The organism is Moraxella osloensis (assembly GCF_001553955.1).
Taxonomy (GTDB): domain Bacteria; phylum Pseudomonadota; class Gammaproteobacteria; order Pseudomonadales; family Moraxellaceae; genus Faucicola; species Faucicola osloensis.
On the sequence record NZ_CP014234.1, the window covers coordinates 1,105,375 to 1,127,661 of the forward strand.

Genomic DNA, 22,287 nt, shown 5'->3' on the forward strand with positions numbered 1-22,287 from the left:
GAACAGATACACAAAAGTTGGTTAAAATGATATAATGCTTTATAATCAACCACATAGCAAAAGACACCGACATGGCATGGAAACAAACAGGGCAACTGTCCCTAGCAGACAGTCTAATCAATCACCACAAAGCCATTGAAGAACTCGATGAACTACACAACCTCATCAACTGGCAAGCTATCGAACACACCCTACGCCATGTCCATAGCAGTGACCGTGGCGAAAGTGCCTTTCATCCTGTCATCATGTTTAAAATCTTACTACTACAAAAACTCTATAACCTATCCGACCCAGCCATGGAAAAACAACTGGCTCGAGACTTACTATTTCGTCGATTCGTTGGCTTATCACTAACTGACAACGTACCCGACCACAGCACCATCTGGCGATACCACAAACACTTAGGTGAACTTGGACTCATTGAACCCTTATTCAACCAAATCAATAAGCAACTAGCCGAGCAAAATATCATCATCAAAGCAGGCAGTGTTAGCATCATTGATGCCAGTATCGTTGAAGCCAAAAACAAACGAGCTAAAAAAGGCAAACATACCGACAATACCCAAGATAACGAAGCTGCCTACGTCAGTAAAAAAGACAGCACAGGCAAAGTAAAAACCACCTACGGCTATAAAATCCATCTTAACTGTGATGAAGACAGCTTTGTCAAAAAAGTTCAAACCACCCCTGCTAATGTCCATGATTCACAATGTTTTACCACGCTTTTAACAGGTGATGAATCTGCCGTTTACGCCGACAGTGCGTATAAAAGCCAAGCCCATGACGACTATCTTGCCGAGCATGAGCCACCTATCAACAATCATATCCATGATAGGGCATGGCGTAATACACCACTTACCGAACAACAAAAACGTACCAATACCCAAAAGAGCCAAACCAGAAATACGGTAGAACGGGTATTCGGTCATTTTAAATTGCATTATGGGATGAGCAAGGCTCGTCATCTTGGCTTAATGCAATTTCATACCAGTACCTTGCTTGCTAGCATTGTGCATAATTTAAAAACCGCCCTAAGCTTGAAACGAAAATACGGACTGCCTTAGGGTTATTGTGTCTGTTGGTTGGTAAAACTAGCCAATAGACGTTAATTGACTGCAATTTGGGAGACTTTTATGCCAATTCGGTGACTTTTTTCGCTTCTTTAACACCAATTCCAGTTTTTAGTTGAGTTTGAAATTGGTGTCGAGAGATGGTCGCTGGTTTGTGCAAAGGTCTCACTAATTTATTTAACCAAGATTTGTCCAAATTTAATAAATTACCTTTGGTAGCAATTCCCACCACAGCGGGTACAGGAGCAGAGGTAACTTTTGTGTCAGTAATTACTGCAACTGATGGGAATAAATTTGCGGTTTTCCACAGCAAAATTTTGCCTGATGTAGCCATATTAGATGCCAATTTAACCTTGGGATTACCACCGCTTATTACAGCGGCAACCGCGTTAGATGCTATGGTACATTGCATTGAAGCCTATACCAGCCGGACCAAGAAAAACCCGATATCCGATGCATTGGCGGTCAAAGGTTTGCAGTTACTTTGGCAAAATTATCGTAAGGTAATGACTGACGGCAAGAATATCGAGGCACGCTCTGAGATGTTACTTGGATCCTGTTTGGCAGGAATGGCATTTGTTAATGCCTCGGTAGCTGCGGTGCATGGCTTATCCTATCCGCTGAGTATTCGTTTTCATGTGCCCCACGGGCACGCCAATGCCTTGGTAATGGCAGGGGTTTTTACGTTTAACTTGTCCGCGGCTCAACAACACTATGCTGAACTCGCTCGGGCAGTATTACCAAAACAAACCTTATCACTTGATGACACTGCAGCAGCCACCTTGTTTATCGATGAGTTAAAGCAATTTTTAACTGAGAGTGGCTTAAAAACGTCATTACGTGAATTAGGCATACAGCAGACTGATATCGATGACTTAGCAACTCTAATGATAAATACTTATGCTCGTTTAATCGTCTCAAACCCCATTGATATGACGGTTGACGATGTTAAAAAAATTTATCAAGATGTATTTTGATCCACGAACGATAGTTTTTTATATCATAGGATATCAATATAAATTTTAAAAGGAATTAGAAAATGACTACAAGACAACTTAATGTGGTAACAGATGGATTGCATTATCTTGAAGCACCAAGATGGCATGATGGGAAATTATGGTTTGTAGATTTGTATACCAAGGCTGTCTATAGCCTTGATAACGATGGCAAAGTCAATGAAGTCGTTAAAATAAAAGAGCAGCCATCAGGGCTTGGGTGGCTCCCTAATGGGCGTATGCTTGTCGTTTCCATGAAAGATAGAAAAGTTTTACGTTTAGAAGCTAATGGTGAATTAGTGCAGCATGCTGATTTGTGGGATTTATGCGAAGGTCATGCCAACGATATGGTAGTAGCACCCAATGGTAATGCCTATGTGGGAAATTTTGGTTATGATTTAATGGGAGGTGCTGACCATAAGGATACAGGGATCGTGTTGGTAAAACCAGATGGTTCAACACAAAAAGTTGCCGAAGGTTTATCCTTCCCTAATGGTATGGTGATAACACCCGATGAGAAAACACTGATTGTTAATGAATTATTTGGCAATCGTATCTCTAAATTTGCCATTAATGACGATGGCACACTCGGGGAAAGACACGATTTTGCCAGTTTTGGGAGTTTAGGCGACGAACCAAGTGTAGCTAGACGTATGGAAAAAGCAATAATCAAGCCTGATGGGCTTGCTTTAGATGCTGAAGGCGCTGTTTGGTTTGCCGATACAGTGAATCAAAGAGCCGTTAGAATGGCAGAAGGGGGTGAGATACTCGAAACAGTTGACGTCGCTCCAGAACTAGTGTTTGCTGTGGCTTTGGGGGGTGATGATGGCAAAACACTGTTTATGTGTGTCGCACCTGATTGGGATGAAGCAAATCGTAAAAGTGAAAACCTCGGACGTATGATCTCAACCAAAGTCTCAGTGGGTCATGCAGGTACACCTTAATGCACAAAACAATCTAGACCGTTAAAGCAAAAGTTGCGGTGTTTGTCACCCAATTTAAGATTAAGCCACTAAAACCTCAGCGTTATACCAACCCACAAAGCCATTCACCCATATCCGAGCATTGTCTAAACTATCAAAGCCATGCTCAGGTGTAGTGGCATAATAAACTAATACCAAACCCAATAATTAAAGCACTGCCCAATGACGAGCAGTGAGCGACTTAACCGTAGCCACCTGTTTAGCAAAATTACACCAAGCCTGACAGGCGGCATCTACAATAGCTTCATAACTATCAAAACAACGATTTGATAGCCAGTGTTGCTTAATATACTGCCAAACCTGTTCAATCGGGTTTAACTCGGGCGAATAAGGTGGCAGTTTCAAGATAGTCAGGTTTGGTAAATTATAGCGCTCTTTATGCCATACTGCCCCATCCATGACCACAACCGCATGGCGACCTTTGGGCACAGCTTGGCTAATTGCTTGTAAATGTCGCTTCATACACTCACCATTGGCATAAGGCATAACGAGCCCTATACATTGTCCTGTCGTAGGACACACTGCCCCATAAAGGTAAGTCGAGATAAACTGCTGTTGACGGACTACACGCGGTCTTTTACCACGGTAATGCCATATTCGGGTGATTGAACCTTGCTGACCAATGCGGGTTTCATCTTGAAACCAGATGTCAACATCGCTTAGTTTAGTATCTTCGGGCAGTATGGCAGTTACCTGCTCTATAAAGTTTTTTTAAAGGCTTCTTGGGCGTTAATGTCAGCCTGCGGGTGCTTACTTCTGGCGCTTATCCAACTCATACCAATTCGAGCCAGTAGTTCATAAATGCCATTGACGCTATAGCTTGCTTGGTAATGATCGTAAGCAAGCTTTTGGATGTCTTGTCCTGTCAGTCTGCCGCCGCCCCGTTTTGCTTGGCTGTCAACAATCAGTTGTTTAAAGCTTTCTATGTACTCGGGAGCCAATTTGCTGTTTCTGCCGCTTCTTGGTTTGTCATAGAGGCTATCAAGCCCTGATGCTTGGTAGCGTCTACGAGTACGTCGTGCGGTTTCAATGTTGATGTTGAGGTTTTCTGCAATCTCAAAGCTGTGTTTGCCAATGCGATATTGGTGAAGGATGTAAAGGCGTGTTCTGGCTCTGGCGTTACTTTCAGTTTTGGCCAGTTCGCCAAAGTCATAATCATCTAGGCTGTGTTTTGGGTTTGATTCTTTCATATAGCTATAATACTATATTTTATGGGGTTGGTATAAAAATCATTCCTTGAAAAAGTATACTTATTTTGGATCACTTAAAAAAATTGTAACAGTACCCTAATCTTTAAACATATAAAAAATACCGCCAAACTAGACGGTATTTTTGAAGATCATATTTAAAATGGACAATCATCATCTTCTATATTTACTAAAAAACTGTGTAAATTAATCACCCCTTTTTGCTTAAATATTTTGCAGTCATCACATTGCCAGCTCATAAAATCGTCTTGCTTTGGCAATTTGCAAGGATTATTTAACTCATACATTTTCCCGCATGTATCACAGCGGATATAAGAATCGTAGGCTTTTACCATCGATAGTCTCGTAATAAGCTTATAATACTCCCCGAAAACTAGACCAAAAAATTGTAGCAAATAAGATAGAATAGCCCTTAAGAAAAGAGGTCTATCTAATGACAAAAGTTCGTAAACGTCATAATGCTGAATTTAAAAGCAAAGTTGCTGTTGAAGCAATTAAAGAGCAAAAAACGATCAATGAGCTGACTGCTGAATACGGTGTTCATGCAACCCAAATCAGCAACTGGAAAAAGCAAGCCTTGGCTGTTATACCAAGTGCCTTTAACACCAAACAGCACGACAACGAACAAGCCCAGCAAGCTATTATTGATGAACTGCATCGGCAGCTTGGGCAAGTCATTAGCGAGAGGGACTGGCTTAAAAAAAAGTCCTCACAGCTCACTTAGAGTCTCGTAAACAACTGCTAGAACCTGACAATAAGGATTTCAGTACCCGTAAACAATGCGAACTGCTCGGTATTAACCGCTCAAGCCTGTACTATCAGCCAAAGCCCATCAGTAAGCTTGATATCACCTTGATGAACTTGCTCGACGAGCAATATACCAAAGCCCCATTTTACGGGGTTAAACGCATGACAGCGTATGTGAGACAATTAGGCTATCAAGTGGGAGAAAAACGAGTTAGGCGACTGCTAAGGCAAATGGGGCTAGATGCCATCTACCAGCATCCTAACACCAGTAAACCCAATCCTGAGCATCAAGTTTACCCGTATTTGCTTAGGAATGTACCCATTACACGATGCAACCAAGTGTGGAGTACCGATATCACATACATTCGCCTGTCTAAAGGGTTTGTGTATTTGATGGCGGTGATTGATTGGTACAGCCGTTATGTTTTAGGTTGGTCGCTATCCACCACGCTTGAGGCAGATTTCTGCATTGATACGGTGGGTAAACTACTGCACAATGGGTTACGCTGTGAGATTTTTAATACGGATCAAGGCTCGCAGTTTACCAGTCCAAGATTTACCACGCCACTCATTGATTCGGGCATTGCTGTGAGCATGGACGGTCGTGGCAGGGCGTTGGATAATCTCAAGTAGAAAGGCTTTGGCGGTCAGTGAAATATGAGTGTGTGTATTTACGCCAGTTTGATACCGTTAGCCAAGCCAGAGTTGGTTTGAAAGAGTATTTTGAGTTTTACAATTATGAGCGGTTGCATCAGTCGCTTGATTACCATACCCCTGCACAGGTTTATTTAGATAACAATAGTTCGGTTAATCCTGTGCTTTATCAACCCAATTCTATCTTAATTTCGTGATTATTTGGTCTAGACATTGGGGAGTACCTTAGCTCTTCAGAAGTGACATCATAATGCCGGCATATATGTTTAATATGCCACTCAAGTCGATTGGGATGATGTTGATTAAATGGATGCCAGTAATCTAGGCACATTTTCAATGAATAGCCATTTAGCATATTATTTGTCAGTAATCGTACACGCATTTTAATGCACCTCTTCTATAAACTCTGAAAAATTGGCGTAAAATAGTCGACGAAGCTGGCGATATCTTTCAAAATCCGTTTCATCACTATCAATTAATGGCAACTGTTGCTGTACCCAAACCATTAGCGCTTTATGTGATTTATATTTTTGTTCATTGAGCCATTCAGACAGCTTATCGTCATTAGCAATACCATACTCAGTAATCAACTTTCTTGCCAAATCACAGGCCGTTTGGCTGACAAAATTCAAATTATTATGCGGTTTAATGGTTTGACGCAATTTTTCATAATCAATAACCAACACGACTATTCTCCTTGCTCTTTATTTTGACTACTTGCGATTAAAGCTTCAAAGGCACTGCCATCACGGCGTGTCATATTCGGTACATAGCGGCTATAAACCTTAAACAACATGGTAGTATTGGCGTGACCCATCTGCCTTGCGATCCATTCAGGTGCCTCCCCTGCGGCTAGCCAAAGTGTGGCTGCCGTATGGCGGGTTTGGTAGGCATTACGGGCTTTTAACCCTAACAGTCGAAGCGTGGGATGCCACACTTTACGATTGACATTGTGATAATCGAATGGCTCTCCTTCTCGATTGCAAAACACGAATTTTGAGCGACCATGGGTGACTTGATACTGTGCTTGTAGCGCTTCATAAACCCAAGGTGACATAGCAATATCTCGATTGGATTCTTGGGTTTTGGGCTTACCAATTACGCCTTTAACATACGCTTGGCGAACCCGGATTTCACGGCGGTCAAAATCCACATGCTCCCACGTTAGTCCATCAATTTCGCTGGTTCGCATGCCGGTGAAAAACCTTACGGTGTAATAGTTTTTATAGTCTTTACGCACGCCATTGATAAATTTCCAAACCTCTTCAATGGTGAATGGCTCAATATCAGGCTTATCAAGTTTTAAAACCTTGATATCCTCATAAGGATTTTCAAATTTATAGCGTTTTGCCGCTTCTTGCAGTATCATACGCAAAGTGGTCATTATCGAATTAATTCTGGCTGCTGACAGATGCTTGTTAGCTGTTCCGTAGGTCACTTTGCCGAGAGAAGTACGGAACGCTAACACATCTGCCCTTGTGATAGCGATAACACTGCGTTTGCCAAAATGTGGCACCAGATACTTATCCAAAATATCTTTGATTTTGCCGATGTAGCTTGCTCGCCATTCAATTTGCTTTTCTTCAAACCAAGTTTCAGCAAAGTCTTTAAATATGGGTGTGTCAGATTGAAAACTTAGCACACGCTCTTTGACTGCCATCAGTTCAATGCCTTTCTCACTTTTTGGGAAGTATTTGAGATAATCAAATAGTCCAAGGGTGATTTCTGCTTCCATTTTTTGGATGATTTTTTCCAGTTTTTTTCGATTTTCGGGCGTGTCGATTAGGTTGGTTGTTTCTCGACAGCGTTTATTCAAAAAGCGAAAATCAATCATCAAAAATTTACTTCCTTGACGGGTACGAATGCTGGCCATAAATTTCTCCTTACTGCAATGCCATGGCATTGATGTCGGCTAAAACTGTGTTGCGCATATCCTTTTCTATTTGTTCCCACACATAGAGAATTTTGCGACCGCCAAACGGGCGAATATAATGCACTCCTTCGATGAGCACGCTATCTTTTAAACAACTGCGAATGGTGGCTTTGTCATATTTGATACGTTCAGATAGTTCTTCCGTTGTTAGGTAGGTATATGTCATAATGACCTCTTGTAGAAATAGGTTGATTTAGTTTAAAAAGACTTGTTATCGGGTTATTAGTAAAGATTATTCATCTCTAATAACTGCCGATGAACATATAATACCTATTAATAGTTATTAAAGCAACCTATTTTTGAATAAAATTAGGTATTTTTATTCTAATTTTACTTGCTTATAGATTTATCGAAATAATTTGTACCTACAAAAAGTTTTTAATTATGAATATTTAACCTATTTAAAGGTAAAAAATGGATAATCTTTCTTTTCGTTTGGAACAGGCTAGAAAAAATGCACAGCTAACTCGTGATGAAGTAGTGCAACTGGCTTCTCAGACATCAGGGTTTTCTCGAAGCTCCCTGCAAGATTGGGAGCAGCAGGAGAGTAGCCGTGAACCTAAACTTGAGTATTTGTTTGACTTGGCGAGAATCTATGGCGTGCATCCATGGACGTTAATGACGGGTGAACAGTTATCACAGAGTAGTCAAAACGTGCATTGGTTGGCATTATTGGACATGAATAATCAATCAACTGACTTGTCTTATCCATTGCCTAATTGGTGGCTTAATGAACGATCTATTGATGCTTCGCAATTGCAGGGATATTTGTATAAAGGTGATACCATGTCACCATTGATAGGAAATGATGCTGTTGTAATTGTTAATAAACAGCAAAATCAACTCATTGATGGGGCGGTCTATGCTCTTTTAATCAATAATGAACTTTTTATACGACGCATACAACGATTACCAACAGGATTAAAAATTATCAGCGATAATCAAAAATATTCTGCATTTGATATTTCACAAGAACAGCTCAAAGAACGTGATTTTTTGGCTGTGATTGGTCAGGTTATCTATATCGGCTCTGATATACAAAAAATCTGATAGTGATAAAAAGGGCGATTTTCAATGCTTGCTTTTTTACGATTTAAAACCAAATTTTTTCAGATAAGGTAGATACTCAGTAATTTTCAACAAATCCCTTTGTAACTCCTCATTCAGACGTGAGATAAAGCTTTCGGTAGTTTCTCCGACTCGAGCGTATTTACCCCCAAAACTGCTATCATTGGCAAGTTTTTTGGCGAAAATATTAGCTTGGCTAGCCGTCAATAATTTAGCCCATTTCTTGTCGGATTCGGTTTTTTGTTCTACTTGTTGGTCTGGCTTTTTGATGGTTTTAATTACGATAGAAAAATGGGTAATGGTTCGCCCAAATTTGCTCGCATTCAAAGTGAGTTTAAAATCGCCTTGTTTATTAATCTGGTTGATGGCAGGGTCTAAGATTCGGCGTTTGAATTCGGCAATTTTGGGATATTTATCAGCCACCCCAAAAAATTCTTTCCATGCTTCGACGGTCATTTCTGGTACACCGCCTGTACCTTTCCACTTGTTGATTAACTCATACAGACGTTTACTGCTACAGCCTTTAAACTCAACGGTTTTGATAAAATCATAACGAGTGTAGGCTTTACTGGTATTATCAATCAGAAAGGTTAAAGGATCAGAAAAATCTAGAATAATGAAACCTTGCTCATCTTGATACGATACGCCTTGCAGCCAATGATATTCTGAGCGAAGCATAGTGAAATTGTTATGATGAGGTTTGAGAACGGTGAGTTTGTCAGCGTCATTTTCTGCTTGGATGGTTTTATCAAGATATAAGGTAAATTTGAGTTTTCTATCACCTAGAATTTTGGCAGTATCTTTTAAGGCTCGATAGGCATAGATTTCATTGACTCGATTGGCGGCGGCGAATTCTTTGGCACTAATTAATACTCGTTTGCCACCTGACTGTAATCGATGCAGTTTATTAATGGCAAGCGTCATCAAGTCATGCTCGGCTTCAGTTAAGTCAAAACCTGCTTCGACCAAGGTATTGGGTTTGATAATCATTACTTTATCAGCACCTGGCTTGTAAAAACTTTGCATCGTCATAGGGTGACTTGCTATCCATTGTCTCAGATTTATGTGAGCCTAATTATAGAAGTGCACTTGACGATGGGTAAAATCGTAATCTATGTTAATCTATGTCGGTTACAAAAGTTAATAAAAATTTATGGATATCAATGAATTAGGTTTTATTCTGGATTATCTTACGATAAGTACTCTCAATCTATGTTGATATTTCAACTTCATCAATCTGTACACATATTTCACCTATCGGTACATCTAAATTCATCTAACCGACCATTTTGATTCACCAATCTGTACATTTATCTTCACCTATATGTACACATATCTGCGTGCAAAGCCGCTACCATGGCGGAATACAGAGCCTCTATAATTTAATAATATAGATAATACTAATACTAATGTTTAATGAAATTTAGAGTGATAAGATTATTTTGATAAAGTTTAATTTCTATCATAAAAACAAATTTACATGAGACATTCGATATCAAGCATAATTACTTATTTTTTAACTACACCAAACCCTTCATCATATAGCCACTGTATCTCATTTTTATCATTATATAGACTTAGTGAAATTTGACAGCCTTGTTCAATATCAATATCATAAAATTCGCATTGTTCCACCATTTGACTAGGCGACAAATACAGCCACGCTTGTGGCTTAGCGGGTTGTAAAATAGGTTTGGTAAAATCACCGCTATAATCTTGCCATTCTTGTTGTTGCTTTTTAAATACTGGATTAAACGCATTCACATATTTTTCTATGGCCAACTCGCCTTCCTTGATAGAGTTGGGATTTATTCGATACAAGGCTTGATACTGTCTATCGCGTAATGGGGTGAATGTTTGATACAGTTGCTCAGTCATTAGACAGCTATCCACTTGGGCATTTGAAAAAAGCTCATCGCCTTCATCATAAAAGTATCGCTCACAAAACCCTTGTATCTCTCTATCATCAAGTTTAGCAAATAGACAGTTATCTTTGTCAAAACGCAGTCTAGCATCTATTATGAGTTGATTATTTTGCCAAGGTAACAATTTTGCCAAATCATGGTTTGGATAGTTTTCATCTTGACTATAACTTTCATAACCTGGATAGATAAAAGCAGGTTGTTTGGGTTTTTGTTGTTGCACGTTTTTGCAATGCCGATAGTTAAATTGGGGGATGATAATATTTGGCTCATGAATCGTTTCTCGACGATGACGATTGACTCGCCCAGCGGTCTGTACGATGGACTGAACGCTTGATGCATCAATGACTGCCCAATCAAAATCATGGTCACGCCCCACTTCTTCGACAGGCGTGGCAATCACGACAAAGGGTACATTTTTTTGTTGGCTGTGTTTCATGAGTTCGATAATTTCGCTATCTTGCTCGATGGTTTCATTACCTGTTTTGCGTTTTTTGCCATCTTTATGACGACTTAGCAAAGTGTCTAAGCGTTGTTCTTTATAAAAACGATTGATTCGCCAATCATTGGCATGATAGCAAGCGATATGGGCGTGTTGCCAATGATTGGCAAAATAATGAGCAAGGCTAATAGCATGGTGAATATTTGCGACCCGAATTAAGCCAAAGGATAGGCATTTTCCCCCATTTTGCCATTGCCAAGCGTGTCTATCATGCAAGGTTTGGGCAGATTCTAGTACCGCTTGTTGCCAATCGCTAATCGTTTCCTTTGGCATGGGTTTGAGTTCGGCTAGACGCAAACTTGGCTTTTTGGCTAAAGCAAGCTGTAATTCATCAAGATGTGTTTGATAAATGTCTTTAAAGTTTTTATCGTCAGCTTGGGTGTCGCTATCTTGAGTTAGCGTTTGTTGCCAAATTTTGGGTGGATTTTTACTGTCAATTTCATTATCGATAATGGCGATATTAAAGGCTTGTTTGTCATCATTTAGTAATGCTTGTCGCATCGCTATACCAGATTCAAAGGCACGATGCACGCTAATAGCTAATGTCTTGGAGAGGGTTGCCGATGAGCAAATCACATGGCGACCATACATGGCAGCTAGCTGCACCAAGCGTAATACTGCTATCAAGGCTTTGGGGTCGTAGCCATCGATTTCATCGAGTATCAAATCACTACTTATTAATCGTAGCAAGGCTTTGACATGATGTCCTTGCTTGTGTGGCTCGCCCGCTGCTATCAGATAATCAATGGTGGAAACGAGCAAAGGCGATGCCAATAAAGTTTTGCCATCATTGTCACTTATAATGCCCTTTTTGGTGGTTTTCTCAAATAATGGGTTAAGCCATGCAGGAATGTCATAATCATCCCCTTTAGCATCAAATATCGGCTCTGGGGGATTTTCATCTTCGTCAATCCCTTGGTTTTTTTTGGCTTTTTCAAATAGTTCTTGGGTAATATTGTCGCCGATGACAACGGCTAATTCGTCATCGGACAGATTCATGGATTTTTTGAGAGCATCACCTGTTTGCAAGGTCAAAGAGCGTAAATTGAGAGCGATACAAATGCGTGGGTCATTGGGTCGCAAGGTGCAAGCGGTGCGTAGATTCATCCGAGTTTTACCGCTACCTGTACCTGCGATATTAAAAACAAGCGTCGGTACATCGGGATATTTATCGGCGAATTTTTGCAAGGCATTGCCAGCAACATTTTGCCACTTAAAATGAGCGTTTTGCGTGGGTGTTTTGATATATTCGACGGTCTGCTCACATAGTCCAGACAAATTTAATTCTGTCATCATGTTACAAGCGATAAAACTGGCTCGTTCGCCCACATGGCGTAAATGCCATTCTAGCGGTTGATTGTGTTGTTTTTTACTATCAACAAAACAGGTATTAGCAAACAGTTGCGTGGGAGTTGGAGTGGCAGGTTGCACCATGTCCAGATAATTGACCGCAGAAATGGTATGGTCAGCGTGAATCAAGGCATTACGAGCATGTAAACAGAGGGCTTTATAATAAGTTGGACTGGCGTTGGTAGGCAATAATTTGGCAAGTCGTGCCATGCGTTTTTGATAACTATCAAAAATACTTTGTGGTAACTCGCCTGCACAAGTGAGTTGTTGGGTACGAGGTAATGGTTCACGTACGTGTTTGTCTTCGTTAGGATAGCTTGCATAGCCTGTTGGGTCATCTGCTCCCAATAATCCATGATGAGTGACAATCAAATAATCCACCGCTTCAATGTCGCTTGCCACGCCATCATCGACTTTTTTTAAATCACCTAAGGTAAAAATATTACGGTTATTATCTTTGGCGACTTGTTGCCAAGCGTCTTGCCAATCAAAGTTATTATGCCGTAGTTGTTGCAATAGCTTGACGGATAGCCATTCATGGCGGATATCATCAGCGATGATTTTATTTGCTTGATTAGGTGACAGTTTGTTTTGAAAATGTTGCGATGCTTTGCCAATATCATGCATATCGCCTGCCGCCCCTGCCAATAGGCTTGCTGCTCTGACCCAGTCGTCGATTTGTCGCTTGGTATAAGGCTTACCAGTTGAAGCGACAGGGTATGCCCCTTCGCTATTAAAACGATGCTTTGCGCCCACGACCCAAGCCAGTTTCATGCGTCGCATACCGTAGTTAATGTAGGCGGCGACGGCAGTTTGGCGAGTAATACCCTTTTGTTTAAGGGCGTTACGGACTTCGGTTAGACCTTCCATGGTCATGGGGGCTTGCCATGTGCTTTGTCCTGTGCGGATGGCGTAGCTGTCAAGTACGGCTCGGGTTTTTTTCAGGGCTTTTTTTTCGCAAGCAGAGATAAAAATGACGTGCATTTCATTTTTTCCAAATTAATTTTTCTGTTTTTATAAGCTTATCATTTTCACTTAATATAAAACTAAATTCTATAATGAATATTAACAATACGACATCGTGTGTCGTTTATCCACTTTTGCCTGCTTATTATTTGAGCAAAACTATGTTAAAACTAGATAGAATTAAATAAAAAAGGAGATATTTATGTCTGATGATACCATTCCCATTGCCGACTATCAAAAAGCCCTTGCCGAGTCGGTGCATTTTAGTAACAAGACCATTAATTCCAATGCTACCAAAGGGGGCATTAGGCTTTCTAAGTCGCAAAATTTAGACCTACCATATATTAGTGCTAGAACATTATTAAATGATGGTCTTACGCTTTTGACTGATTATCAAGGCAATGCTTCAAACATAGGATATTTTTCAAAAGCTATAAAACCTGCACAGCTAAATTCAGAAATTGAAAAAGATAATGAGTTTTCAGAAGTAATTAATCAAATTAAAAATGATTTAAAAAACTTATTTGATTTGCCATATCAAAATGGGCTTGAACATATCGATATTAGAATGAGGCAATTGCTATTACCGTTGAATGATTCGTATGTTTCCATTAGTCCAACTTCAGCAGGTGGCGTAAATTATTTGTTAAATCAAGAAGTCAATTTCATAAAAAGTAATCGTGAAAATGATAAAGATTTTTCGGCAAACTTTAAAAATATTCAAACCGCAACTTTTGGAATTGGGGGTACTAAAAGTGCAAATGTTGGAATGTTAGCTCAAGAAATGCAACGCCCAATTTATCTAACTGCCCCAACTGCCGATGATACGATACGTCAAGCCTTTAGCCTGTATTACAAAGGCTTAGACTACTATATCCCCAATAAATTGCCGAAAGACAAACTTGTTCAGCCCGCATTACTTGCTTGGGCAGAGTTGATTAACAAAGGCATTGCTAAAACCCAACAAGACCCAAATGAGCAAGGTTGGAAAGACAAAGGGATTGGGGCAACGAGTACCGATATGGCTAGCCGTGAAGCCGAGCAACAATTTTTGACCCATATCTTACGCATCGTCTTGGCTCAAGGGCGAGAAGCTAAAAATAGCCTCGAACAAGTGGCTGATAGATTGCCCAATATCACCAAGGTAAATGCTGAAAATTATGATGAGCAAGGCGAACTGGTGAGTAAAGAAAGGGTCGCTTTAACACCACTACAACACCCAAGCATCGATTTAGCCATTCAAGGACTGATTGACACACAGCTACGAGATGAAGGTTGGATGACTGTGTTTGCCGAGCATTTGGCAAAAAGTATCGTCCGTCAATCCTATGAAGTCGAAGGACAAAGCAACCCTGTCGCCTTTGTACTCGAAGATAGCACCATACCATTCTTGGCTCGCCGAATTCGTGGCTTGCTGTATGACTTACAGGAGTTGGCATCATGAGTTTTTTAGCGGTAATTCCGCATATTCGAGTGCAAGGGGCAAATCTACAGACTAGCGGGATTTTGCTCGGTGGCGTACCTTTGGTGGCATCCACCATGTTTGCGCATGCGTTGGCTCGCAAATTGGGCGTGAAGGACACAGGCGTGATTTATATTCACCATGATAGACAGGATTTGGGAGAAATTCTTAAGGATAATTACAATAGAATTTTCTTTCATCCTGCCCAACGCCGTGGCTCTGCGTTTATCAATAAAAATGATTATTCATCAAAAAATCCCAATGCCTTGTCGTTACAACCAACGGCAAGCTGTCATTTGCATCTTAGTTTGGTGATACGCTTTGATGGCAGACGGCGACCAAGATTGGCAGATTTGCAAAAATTGCTGATGAATAGCCGTTTTGCAGGGGGGCAAATCACTCGTTATGGCGAAGTTGAATGGGCAGATGACAGCGAGAAATCATTAAAAGATGTGTTAAGCAATACCATCAAAACAGGCTTTGTGGTGCTAGACCGTCAGGATGTGTTATTAGCGTACCAACAATCGCAAAATCTCAATCGTTTGCAAGCCTTTACACGGCTATTGGCACTCACCAAAGACGGCTTAAATCATGCTTTTGGTGAACATCATGGCTTAAGTTTTTTGTCAGCGACTAATCTAGGTTATGCGTTGCTTGAAGACCCAAAAACCGATAGAACAGGTGTACGACAAGCGTATACCCTTGAACAAGCTGTAATACCTACACCTCACGCCTATGCCGAACCCTTGATTGGCTTAGTGCAATATGTGTCAATTCGGCAACTGCTGAATGTTGCTAACGCTCAAAATTCTGATAACTTGGATTTATATGAAGAAGAGCAAAAACCGCAACAGCCCCCAAACCTGATTACCGAGCCGTTACGTCAATTATCTGACAACCCACAAGAGTTATTTTGGCAGTACCAATGGCAAACCCATGACGGTGGCGATGTGTTTTTATTGCGACAATCTATTTAACCTTACTTTTGAAACTAAACTTTTACCTAACCAATGTTAAAAAACAAACAGGAGTTTTATTATGGCAACTTTCAAAAAATTACCCGCAAGCCTAGCCCTACAACGTGGTACTGTTATCAGCGACGGGGCATTTTTTCATCTGATAGATGGCAAAACTGAATCATTAAAAGTCATGTATCATGGCATTCGTGGTACACAAAATGTGGCAGGCAATAAAAGCAAAGGGTCAGCATCGGGCGAATCAGTCGCTCGTGAAGTCAGTAATATTCAACAAACCGAATCTGCCAAATTATTACCCAATGCCAAATTATTGGTGACGTGGGATTTTCGTTTGATTGACTTGGCGGATATTTTGTTTGCCAGTGCGACTAAAGCAGGGGCAGATAAAAGCGATGAACAAGCATTTCGCAAGGCATTTCAAGGGTTTGTGGCTCGTGCCAAAGACAGCGATGGGCTAAAAACGGTGGTCGGTCGTTATGTGCGTAATGTTGTGAACGGTCGCTGGTTATGGCGTAATCGCTTGGTGGCAGAAAGCATTGTAATTACGGTAACACCCAGTCAAAATTCGGAAAAATCTTATACCTTTAAGGCGTTAGACTACAATTTAAACAGTTTTGACAATCCTAGTGCGGATGAGCAGGCATTAGCCGAGATTTTATTAACAGGGGCAAAAGGCGACGCAACCAATGCAGGGCTACATATCGAAGCGGTAGTTGATTTTGGCATGGGTGGTGTGGAAGTATTCCCTTCACAAAATTATCTAGAAGATAAACCCAAAGGCTTTTCTCGTTCGCTGTATCAACTTAACCCTGTTCGCCCGCAACGTGGGGCAGACAACAACCAATTTTTGGGGCAAGCGGCATTACGTGACCAAAAAATCGGTAATGCGATTCGTACCATTGATACGTGGTATCCCAATGCCGAAGAATACAACCATAAACCGATTGCGGTAGAGCCAAATGGGGCAAATCTTGAGCATCAATTTTTTTATCGTGTGGGTAAAGAAAAAATGTCAGCGTTTGATATTTTAAAAGAGATTGATGACTTAGACCCCAACAGCGAAAAAGGGATGTTTTTGATTGCCTGTCTGATTCGTGGTGGCGTATATTCTGAGGGAGATTAAGATGTCATTTGAGTTTTATGTGGATGTACGTGTGATTGAATCGGCAGATACGGTCGATTTATCACTACCGACCATTCGCAATCAGATTTATGCGGTATTGCATGGCACGTTTCGAGCGTTGGCATTGGTGGATAAATCACCATATGCCATAGCATTGGCCCCTTCCCCAAAGCTTAAAGCAAAGCAAGCGGATTTCGAAAAAAAATATGGCAAGTCGCCCCGTTTTGATTTTGATATTTTTCGGGTGTTTTCGGATAGTAGCGAGGCATTACAGCGATTGGTAGATAGTATTAGCCAACATTGGAAAGTGCGGGATTATAGTGTGGTCGGTACGCCAACGCCTGTACCAACAGCCAAAATCACAGGCTGGCAAAGTTATCGTCGTTTTCGCATTCCTACGGCAAAAATGGAACGTACTCAACTGTCTGACAATAATGTGCCATTACGAGAACGTCGTCTAGCCACTGCCAAAGACTTGCCGTATCTTAAAGTTGCCAGTAAAAGCACAGGACAAGTTTTTACCTTAACCATCGATATTGTACCGATGGAAAATGCAGGTGACGGCATGCCAGATGGCTATGGTTTGGCTCGTGCCAGTCAGCCGTTTGCTTTGCCGATATTCTAATTTAAAAAAGCAGTAGGCTTTTATGCTTACTGCTTTTTCATTTATCAAAGAGAAAAACATGAGCCAAACTCATAATAGTCATTTACGTAAGCAACGTAGCCGTCCGCTGATGTTGTCCAAGCGGGCGTGTGTGTTTTATCTTGAGCGAGTTCGAGTCATTTTAAAAGATGACCGTATCGTGTATCTGACCGAAAGTATGCAACCGATTGAACATTTTTATAATATTCCCGAAAAAAATACCGCTTTTTTATTACTGGGTAAAGGTAGTTCGATTACCGATGCCGCCGCTAGACGTTTGGCAGAATCAAATGTAATGGTCGGTTTTTGTGGTTCAGGCGGTTCACCATTATTTAGTGCATTAGATTTGACCTTTCTAGCCCCACAAAGTGAGTATCGTCCTACCGAATATATGCAAATTTGGATGAAAGCATGGCTTGATGATACGACACGGCTGTTGATGGCAAAGGTGCTATTACAAGAACGTATTGAAATTGTCAAAAAATACTGGCAAAAAAATCCACTACTGACATCATATGGTATTCGCCTAGATGAATCGGCGGTAGTTAATTTTTCACAAGCGATAGAATCGGCAATGAACCAAGAGCAGTTATTGACTGCCGAAGGTCGCTGGGCAAAGGTATTATATAAAAGCTTGGCGGAAGGCTGTGGCTTTAAATTTACCCGCGAGGAAGGCAAAAATGCCAATGATGATATCGCCGATATCGCCAATAGCTACCTTGACCACGGGAATTATATCGCTTATGGCTATGCGGCAGTTGCATTACATGGGTTAGGTATTAGCTTTGCTCTACCGATGCTACATGGTAAAACCCGCCGTGGTGGTTTGGTGTTTGATGTAGCAGATTTGGTCAAAGATGCGATGGTGATGCCACAAGCATTTATTTCGGCAAAACTGGGGCATAATCAAAAAGAGTTTCGGATGCAACTTATCGAGATTTGCCAAGACCAAGATGTGTTGGATTATATGTTTGGCTTCGTTGTAGACACTTGCCAAAAAATTAAATAAAATCAGATGCTTATAAAAAGCACTTTAAAACGAAGTGTCTTAACTGAATTAAAACGTATATAATTGATATCTGGGGATTTTGTCAGAAAATTCTCCAGTTCGCCATCGCATAGATGGTTTAGAAAGCCTTCTGACGTAGTTTGTTGGTTTTGACAGAGTTCGCCATCGCATAGATGGTTTAGAAATGCTGCTGGTGCTGGCTATGCAATTGCTGGCTGTTCGCCATCGCATAGATGGTTTAGAAAGATGAGCTCAAGGCGATTTTGACAGAACGTAAGTTCGCCATCGCATAGATGGTTTAGAAAACTGTCCTGTTTCGACATCGGCAACATAAAAAGTTCGCCATCGCATAGATGGTTTAGAAAATGCAAAAACAGTTTACAAAGCAACTGGGCAAGTTCGCCATCGCATAGATGGTTTAGAAAAACTGCTCAAGCTGCTGGGTGGTCGTTTGGTGGTTCGCCATCGCATAGATGGTTTAGAAAGTAAGAAATAGCCCCACGATTACCCCAAGACGGTTCGCCATCGCATAGATGGTTTAGAAATATCCCCAGCGACAAGATTTTTTTCGGTAAGCGTTCGCCATCGCATAGATGGTTTAGAAATTTGAAAATACAAGCATTTATTATTTCCGCTTGTTCGCCATCGCATAGATGGTTTAGAAAGCCCACGTTATCGACTTTATCACCAACGCCAAGTTCGCCATCGCATAGATGGTTTAGAAAACTTGGTCGCCAGTGGCTACAGTTTTATTGTCAGTTCGCCATCGCATAGATGGTTTAGAAATTGATATGTCATTGGGTGAGTGCAAACAATATGTTCGCCATCGCATAGATGGTTTAGAAAAATTTATACAGGTGAAGAAAATGACTAATAATGTTCGCCATCGCATAGATGGTTTAGAAATTTATCACCCCTTTATCATAACTGAAATAGAAGTTCGCCATCGCATAGATGGTTTAGAAAACAGCGACAACGACGACGACGACGCAGGAGGAGTTCGCCATCGCATAGATGGTTTAGAAATCGATTGGTTAACCTTTACCGTTCATGACACTGTTCGCCATCGCATAGATGGTTTAGAAATTGCTCTGTAACCAACGTATTACTGCTTGACTGTTCGCCATCGCATAGATGGTTTAGAAAGTCAAAGATGACGCTTCTATCAAATTGCAAGCGTTCGCCATCGCATAGATGGTTTAGAAAAACAAACCCACAAATAGATACATCATCAATCAGTTCGCCATCGCATAGATGGTTTAGAAATTATTTCTATCCAAATTAATTTTATTTGATTTGTTCGCCATCGCATAGATGGTTTAGAAACAGAGCGCGGCATTGCTTCACGTCCAGATTAAGTTCGCCATCGCATAGATGGTTTAGAAAGCTTGAATTCGGACGAAGCCTTGTTGCGGCTCGTTCGCCATCGCATAGATGGTTTAGAAAGCTTGATATCACGTTAAAACGAGTTGTAGTGAGTTCGCCATCGCATAGATGGTTTAGAAACGCCTGTTGGCTCTATCTTTATGTATGATGAAGTTCGCCATCGCATAGATGGTTTAGAAATATCCCCAGCGACAAGATTTTTTTCGGTAAGCGTTCGCCATCGCATAGATGGTTTAGAAATTTGAAAATACAAGCATTTATTATTTCCGCTTGTTCGCCATCGCATAGATGGTTTAGAAAGCTCAAGATTAAACTCTTGATAGGTTTTTTTGCGTTCGCCATCGCATAGATGGTTTAGAAAACCCACAGCATCGACTTTATCTCCAACGCCAAGTTCGCCATCGCATAGATGGTTTAGAAAAAACAAGACCAGATACAATATAACCAGCAATGGTTCGCCATCGCATAGATGGTTTAGAAATTGCCATGTCCGTTAGCGGCAGTAACTAAAATGTTCGCCATCGCATAGATGGTTTAGAAAATTTTTATCATGGGATAATGGGGAATTATCAAGTTCGCCATCGCATAGATGGTTTAGAAAGCTTTGCTACTGACATCTATCCATACCTGAGTGTTCGCCATCGCATAGATGGTTTAGAAAAGTAATAGGTTTTGTTCATGCCTTGTCATGGCGTTCGCCATCGCATAGATGGTTTAGAAAATTAACAGATTAACGCCTATCATTGCCATATTGTTCGCCATCGCATAGATGGTTTAGAAATAACCAAAAATGGCTATCCCTCGAATCTGTGGGTTCGCCATCGCATAGATGGTTTAGAAACTACATTATCTAAAACGACTTGATTAGTTTGGGTTCGCCATCGCATAGATGGTTTAGAAAATTGTCTATAGCTTGCTGTATAGCTTGATTGAGTTCGCCATCGCATAGATGGTTTAGAAATAAAAAAAATTACATAAAGAAAAATTTAAAAAGTTCGCCATCGCATAGATGGTTTAGAAAGTAAAAAAAATGCCTAACAGCGTAAACCGTTAGTTCGCCATCGCATAGATGGTTTAGAAAAACAAATACTAAATAATGCAAAATCAGGTGATGTTCGCCATCGCATAGATGGTTTAGAAAAAATCCAATCATGAGCCGTCATAGCAATACCCGTTCGCCATCGCATAGATGGTTTAGAAAATGTAGCGCACGGCTGCTTTGTTGCGGATTTCGTTCGCCATCGCATAGATGGTTTAGAAAATCACCCAATTACCTAGCTAAAGATAGCGGTCAGTTCGCCATCGCATAGATGGTTTAGAAAGTATATTGCAAGGCGCAAGATATGAAGAAGATGTTCGCCATCGCATAGATGGTTTAGAAAACAGAGCCACAGGTCAAGCGCACCAAAGCCGAGTTCGCCATCGCATAGATGGTTTAGAAACAAATGATTTAGGGCGAAATTGGGGGTTTAACGTTCGCCATCGCATAGATGGTTTAGAAAACAGCGCAAGAATTGATAGTAATATCTCATCTGTTCGCCATCGCATAGATGGTTTAGAAACAAATGATTTAGGGCGAAATTGGGGGTTTAACGTTCGCCATCGCATAGATGGTTTAGAAAAACCAAAACACCGCCTGTAAATAGAAGTATTGGTTCGCCATCGCATAGATGGTTTAGAAATTGATAGCCTTTTTGTCTTTGCGTAACTCATTGTTCGCCATCGCATAGATGGTTTAGAAAATTGTCTATAGCTTGCTGTATAGCTTGATTGAGTTCGCCATCGCATAGATGGTTTAGAAATAAAAAAAATTACATAAAGAAAAATTTAAAAAGTTCGCCATCGCATAGATGGTTTAGAAAGTAAAAAAAATGCCTAACAGCGTAAACCGTTAGTTCGCCATCGCATAGATGGTTTAGAAAAACAAATACTAAATAATGCAAAATCAGGTGATGTTCGCCATCGCATAGATGGTTTAGAAAAAATCCAATCATGAGCCGTCATAGCAATACCCGTTCGCCATCGCATAGATGGTTTAGAAAATGTAGCGCACGGCTGCTTTGTTGCGGATTTCGTTCGCCATCGCATAGATGGTTTAGAAAATCACCCAATTACCTAGCTAAAGATAGCGGTCAGTTCGCCATCGCATAGATGGTTTAGAAAGTATATTGCAAGGCGCAAGATATGAAGAAGATGTTCGCCATCGCATAGATGGTTTAGAAAACAGAGCCACAGGTCAAGCGCACCAAAGCCGAGTTCGCCATCGCATAGATGGTTTAGAAACAAATG

16 protein-coding genes, 1 pseudogene and 1 CRISPR repeat array (1 of these 18 only partly in view) are annotated in these 22,287 nt (G+C 40.8%); of the genes and pseudogenes, 10 read left to right on the forward strand and 7 right to left on the reverse strand.

The features are described 5' to 3' along the window. Window positions 1-71 precede the first annotated feature (71 nt). The 3 genes from AXE82_RS04880 to AXE82_RS04890 all read left to right on the forward strand — a co-directional run bounded on the left by AXE82_RS04880 (window position 72) and on the right by AXE82_RS04890 (window position 3,009). Window positions 72-1,064, forward strand: a complete 993-nt coding sequence (locus tag AXE82_RS04880) for an IS5 family transposase (RefSeq protein ID WP_062331219.1) — start codon at window positions 72-74, stop codon at window positions 1,062-1,064. Between the two features lie 146 nt (window positions 1,065-1,210). Next, complete coding sequence (locus AXE82_RS04885; RefSeq protein ID WP_082741413.1) at window positions 1,211-2,047, forward strand: iron-containing alcohol dehydrogenase; 837 nt, start codon at window positions 1,211-1,213, stop codon at window positions 2,045-2,047. A gap of 62 nt (window positions 2,048-2,109) precedes the next feature. Then, entirely contained in the window at window positions 2,110-3,009 is a 900-nt protein-coding gene (locus AXE82_RS04890; protein WP_062332068.1) for an SMP-30/gluconolactonase/LRE family protein, read from the forward strand. A 186-nt stretch (window positions 3,010-3,195) separates the two neighbouring features. Here the strand turns inward: AXE82_RS04890 and AXE82_RS04895 are convergent, their stop codons facing one another. Further along, window positions 3,196-3,750: an IS630 family transposase gene (locus AXE82_RS04895; protein WP_082741392.1), complete on the reverse strand. Its 555-nt coding sequence runs from the start codon at window positions 3,748-3,750 to the stop codon at window positions 3,196-3,198. Next, the gene (locus AXE82_RS04900) at window positions 3,747-4,238 is read right to left on the reverse strand and encodes a helix-turn-helix domain-containing protein (protein ID WP_062331014.1); all 492 of its coding nucleotides are present in this window, start codon (window positions 4,236-4,238) and stop codon (window positions 3,747-3,749) included. Before AXE82_RS04900 ends, AXE82_RS04895 begins: the two co-directional genes overlap by 4 nt. A 451-nt stretch (window positions 4,239-4,689) precedes the next feature. Here AXE82_RS04900 and AXE82_RS04910 point away from each other — a divergent pair. Continuing rightward, window positions 4,690-5,854 (forward strand): annotated as a pseudogene (locus AXE82_RS04910) (IS3 family transposase). Window positions 5,855-6,040: 186 nt separating this feature from the next. Here the strand turns inward: AXE82_RS04910 and AXE82_RS04915 are convergent. The 3 genes from AXE82_RS04915 to AXE82_RS04925 are packed head-to-tail and all read right to left on the reverse strand — an operon-like array spanning window position 6,041 to window position 7,756. Further along, window positions 6,041-6,343 carry a hypothetical protein gene (locus AXE82_RS04915; protein WP_062332074.1) on the reverse strand — a complete coding sequence of 101 codons (303 nt, stop codon included), beginning with the start codon at window positions 6,341-6,343 and terminating at the stop codon, window positions 6,041-6,043. 2 nt (window positions 6,344-6,345) lie between these two features. Then, window positions 6,346-7,530 (reverse strand): Arm DNA-binding domain-containing protein, encoded by a 1,185-nt coding sequence (locus tag AXE82_RS04920; protein WP_062332078.1) that lies wholly within the window; start codon window positions 7,528-7,530, stop codon window positions 6,346-6,348. Window positions 7,531-7,540: 10 nt separating this feature from the next. Next, window positions 7,541-7,756, reverse strand: a complete 216-nt coding sequence (locus AXE82_RS04925; protein WP_062332081.1) for a hypothetical protein — start codon at window positions 7,754-7,756, stop codon at window positions 7,541-7,543. 248 nt (window positions 7,757-8,004) lie between these two features. Here AXE82_RS04925 and AXE82_RS04930 point away from each other — a divergent pair, with 248 nt between their 5' ends. Next, window positions 8,005-8,640 (forward strand): XRE family transcriptional regulator, encoded by a 636-nt coding sequence (locus AXE82_RS04930; RefSeq protein ID WP_062332084.1) that lies wholly within the window; start codon window positions 8,005-8,007, stop codon window positions 8,638-8,640. A 36-nt stretch (window positions 8,641-8,676) separates the two neighbouring features. Here AXE82_RS04930 and AXE82_RS04935 read toward each other — a convergent pair whose 3' ends face one another. Together AXE82_RS04935 and cas3f are read right to left on the reverse strand one after the other, a co-directional pair. Beyond that, a complete protein-coding gene (locus AXE82_RS04935; protein ID WP_062332087.1) occupies window positions 8,677-9,690 on the reverse strand; it encodes a RepB family plasmid replication initiator protein in 1,014 nt (337 codons plus the stop codon). Between the two features lie 477 nt (window positions 9,691-10,167). Beyond that, window positions 10,168-13,416 carry a type I-F CRISPR-associated helicase Cas3f gene (gene cas3f, locus AXE82_RS04940; protein WP_062332090.1) on the reverse strand — a complete coding sequence of 1,083 codons (3,249 nt, stop codon included), beginning with the start codon at window positions 13,414-13,416 and terminating at the stop codon, window positions 10,168-10,170. Between the two features lie 184 nt (window positions 13,417-13,600). Here cas3f and AXE82_RS04945 point away from each other — a divergent pair, with 184 nt between their 5' ends. The 5 genes from AXE82_RS04945 (at window position 13,601) to cas1f (ending at window position 18,612) form a co-directional block, all read left to right on the forward strand. Then, the gene (locus AXE82_RS04945) at window positions 13,601-14,842 is read left to right on the forward strand and encodes a hypothetical protein (protein WP_062332093.1); all 1,242 of its coding nucleotides are present in this window, start codon (window positions 13,601-13,603) and stop codon (window positions 14,840-14,842) included. Further along, window positions 14,839-15,837 (forward strand): type I-F CRISPR-associated protein Csy2, encoded by a 999-nt coding sequence (gene csy2 / locus AXE82_RS04950; protein WP_062332096.1) that lies wholly within the window; start codon window positions 14,839-14,841, stop codon window positions 15,835-15,837. The genes AXE82_RS04945 and csy2 overlap by 4 nt, the downstream gene beginning before the upstream one ends. Before the next feature lie 61 nt (window positions 15,838-15,898). Beyond that, window positions 15,899-16,960 (forward strand): type I-F CRISPR-associated protein Csy3, encoded by a 1,062-nt coding sequence (gene csy3, locus AXE82_RS04955; protein ID WP_007117097.1) that lies wholly within the window; start codon window positions 15,899-15,901, stop codon window positions 16,958-16,960. 1 nt (window position 16,961) lies between these two features. After that, window positions 16,962-17,585 (forward strand): type I-F CRISPR-associated endoribonuclease Cas6/Csy4, encoded by a 624-nt coding sequence (locus AXE82_RS04960; protein ID WP_062332099.1) that lies wholly within the window; start codon window positions 16,962-16,964, stop codon window positions 17,583-17,585. A gap of 58 nt (window positions 17,586-17,643) precedes the next feature. After that, complete coding sequence (gene cas1f, locus AXE82_RS04965) at window positions 17,644-18,612, forward strand: type I-F CRISPR-associated endonuclease Cas1f (protein WP_050324603.1); 969 nt, start codon at window positions 17,644-17,646, stop codon at window positions 18,610-18,612. 97 nt (window positions 18,613-18,709) lie between these two features. Next, window positions 18,710-22,287: a CRISPR direct-repeat array (repeat unit 28 nt; unit sequence GTTCGCCATCGCATAGATGGTTTAGAAA) (it continues 7,019 nt past the right edge of the window).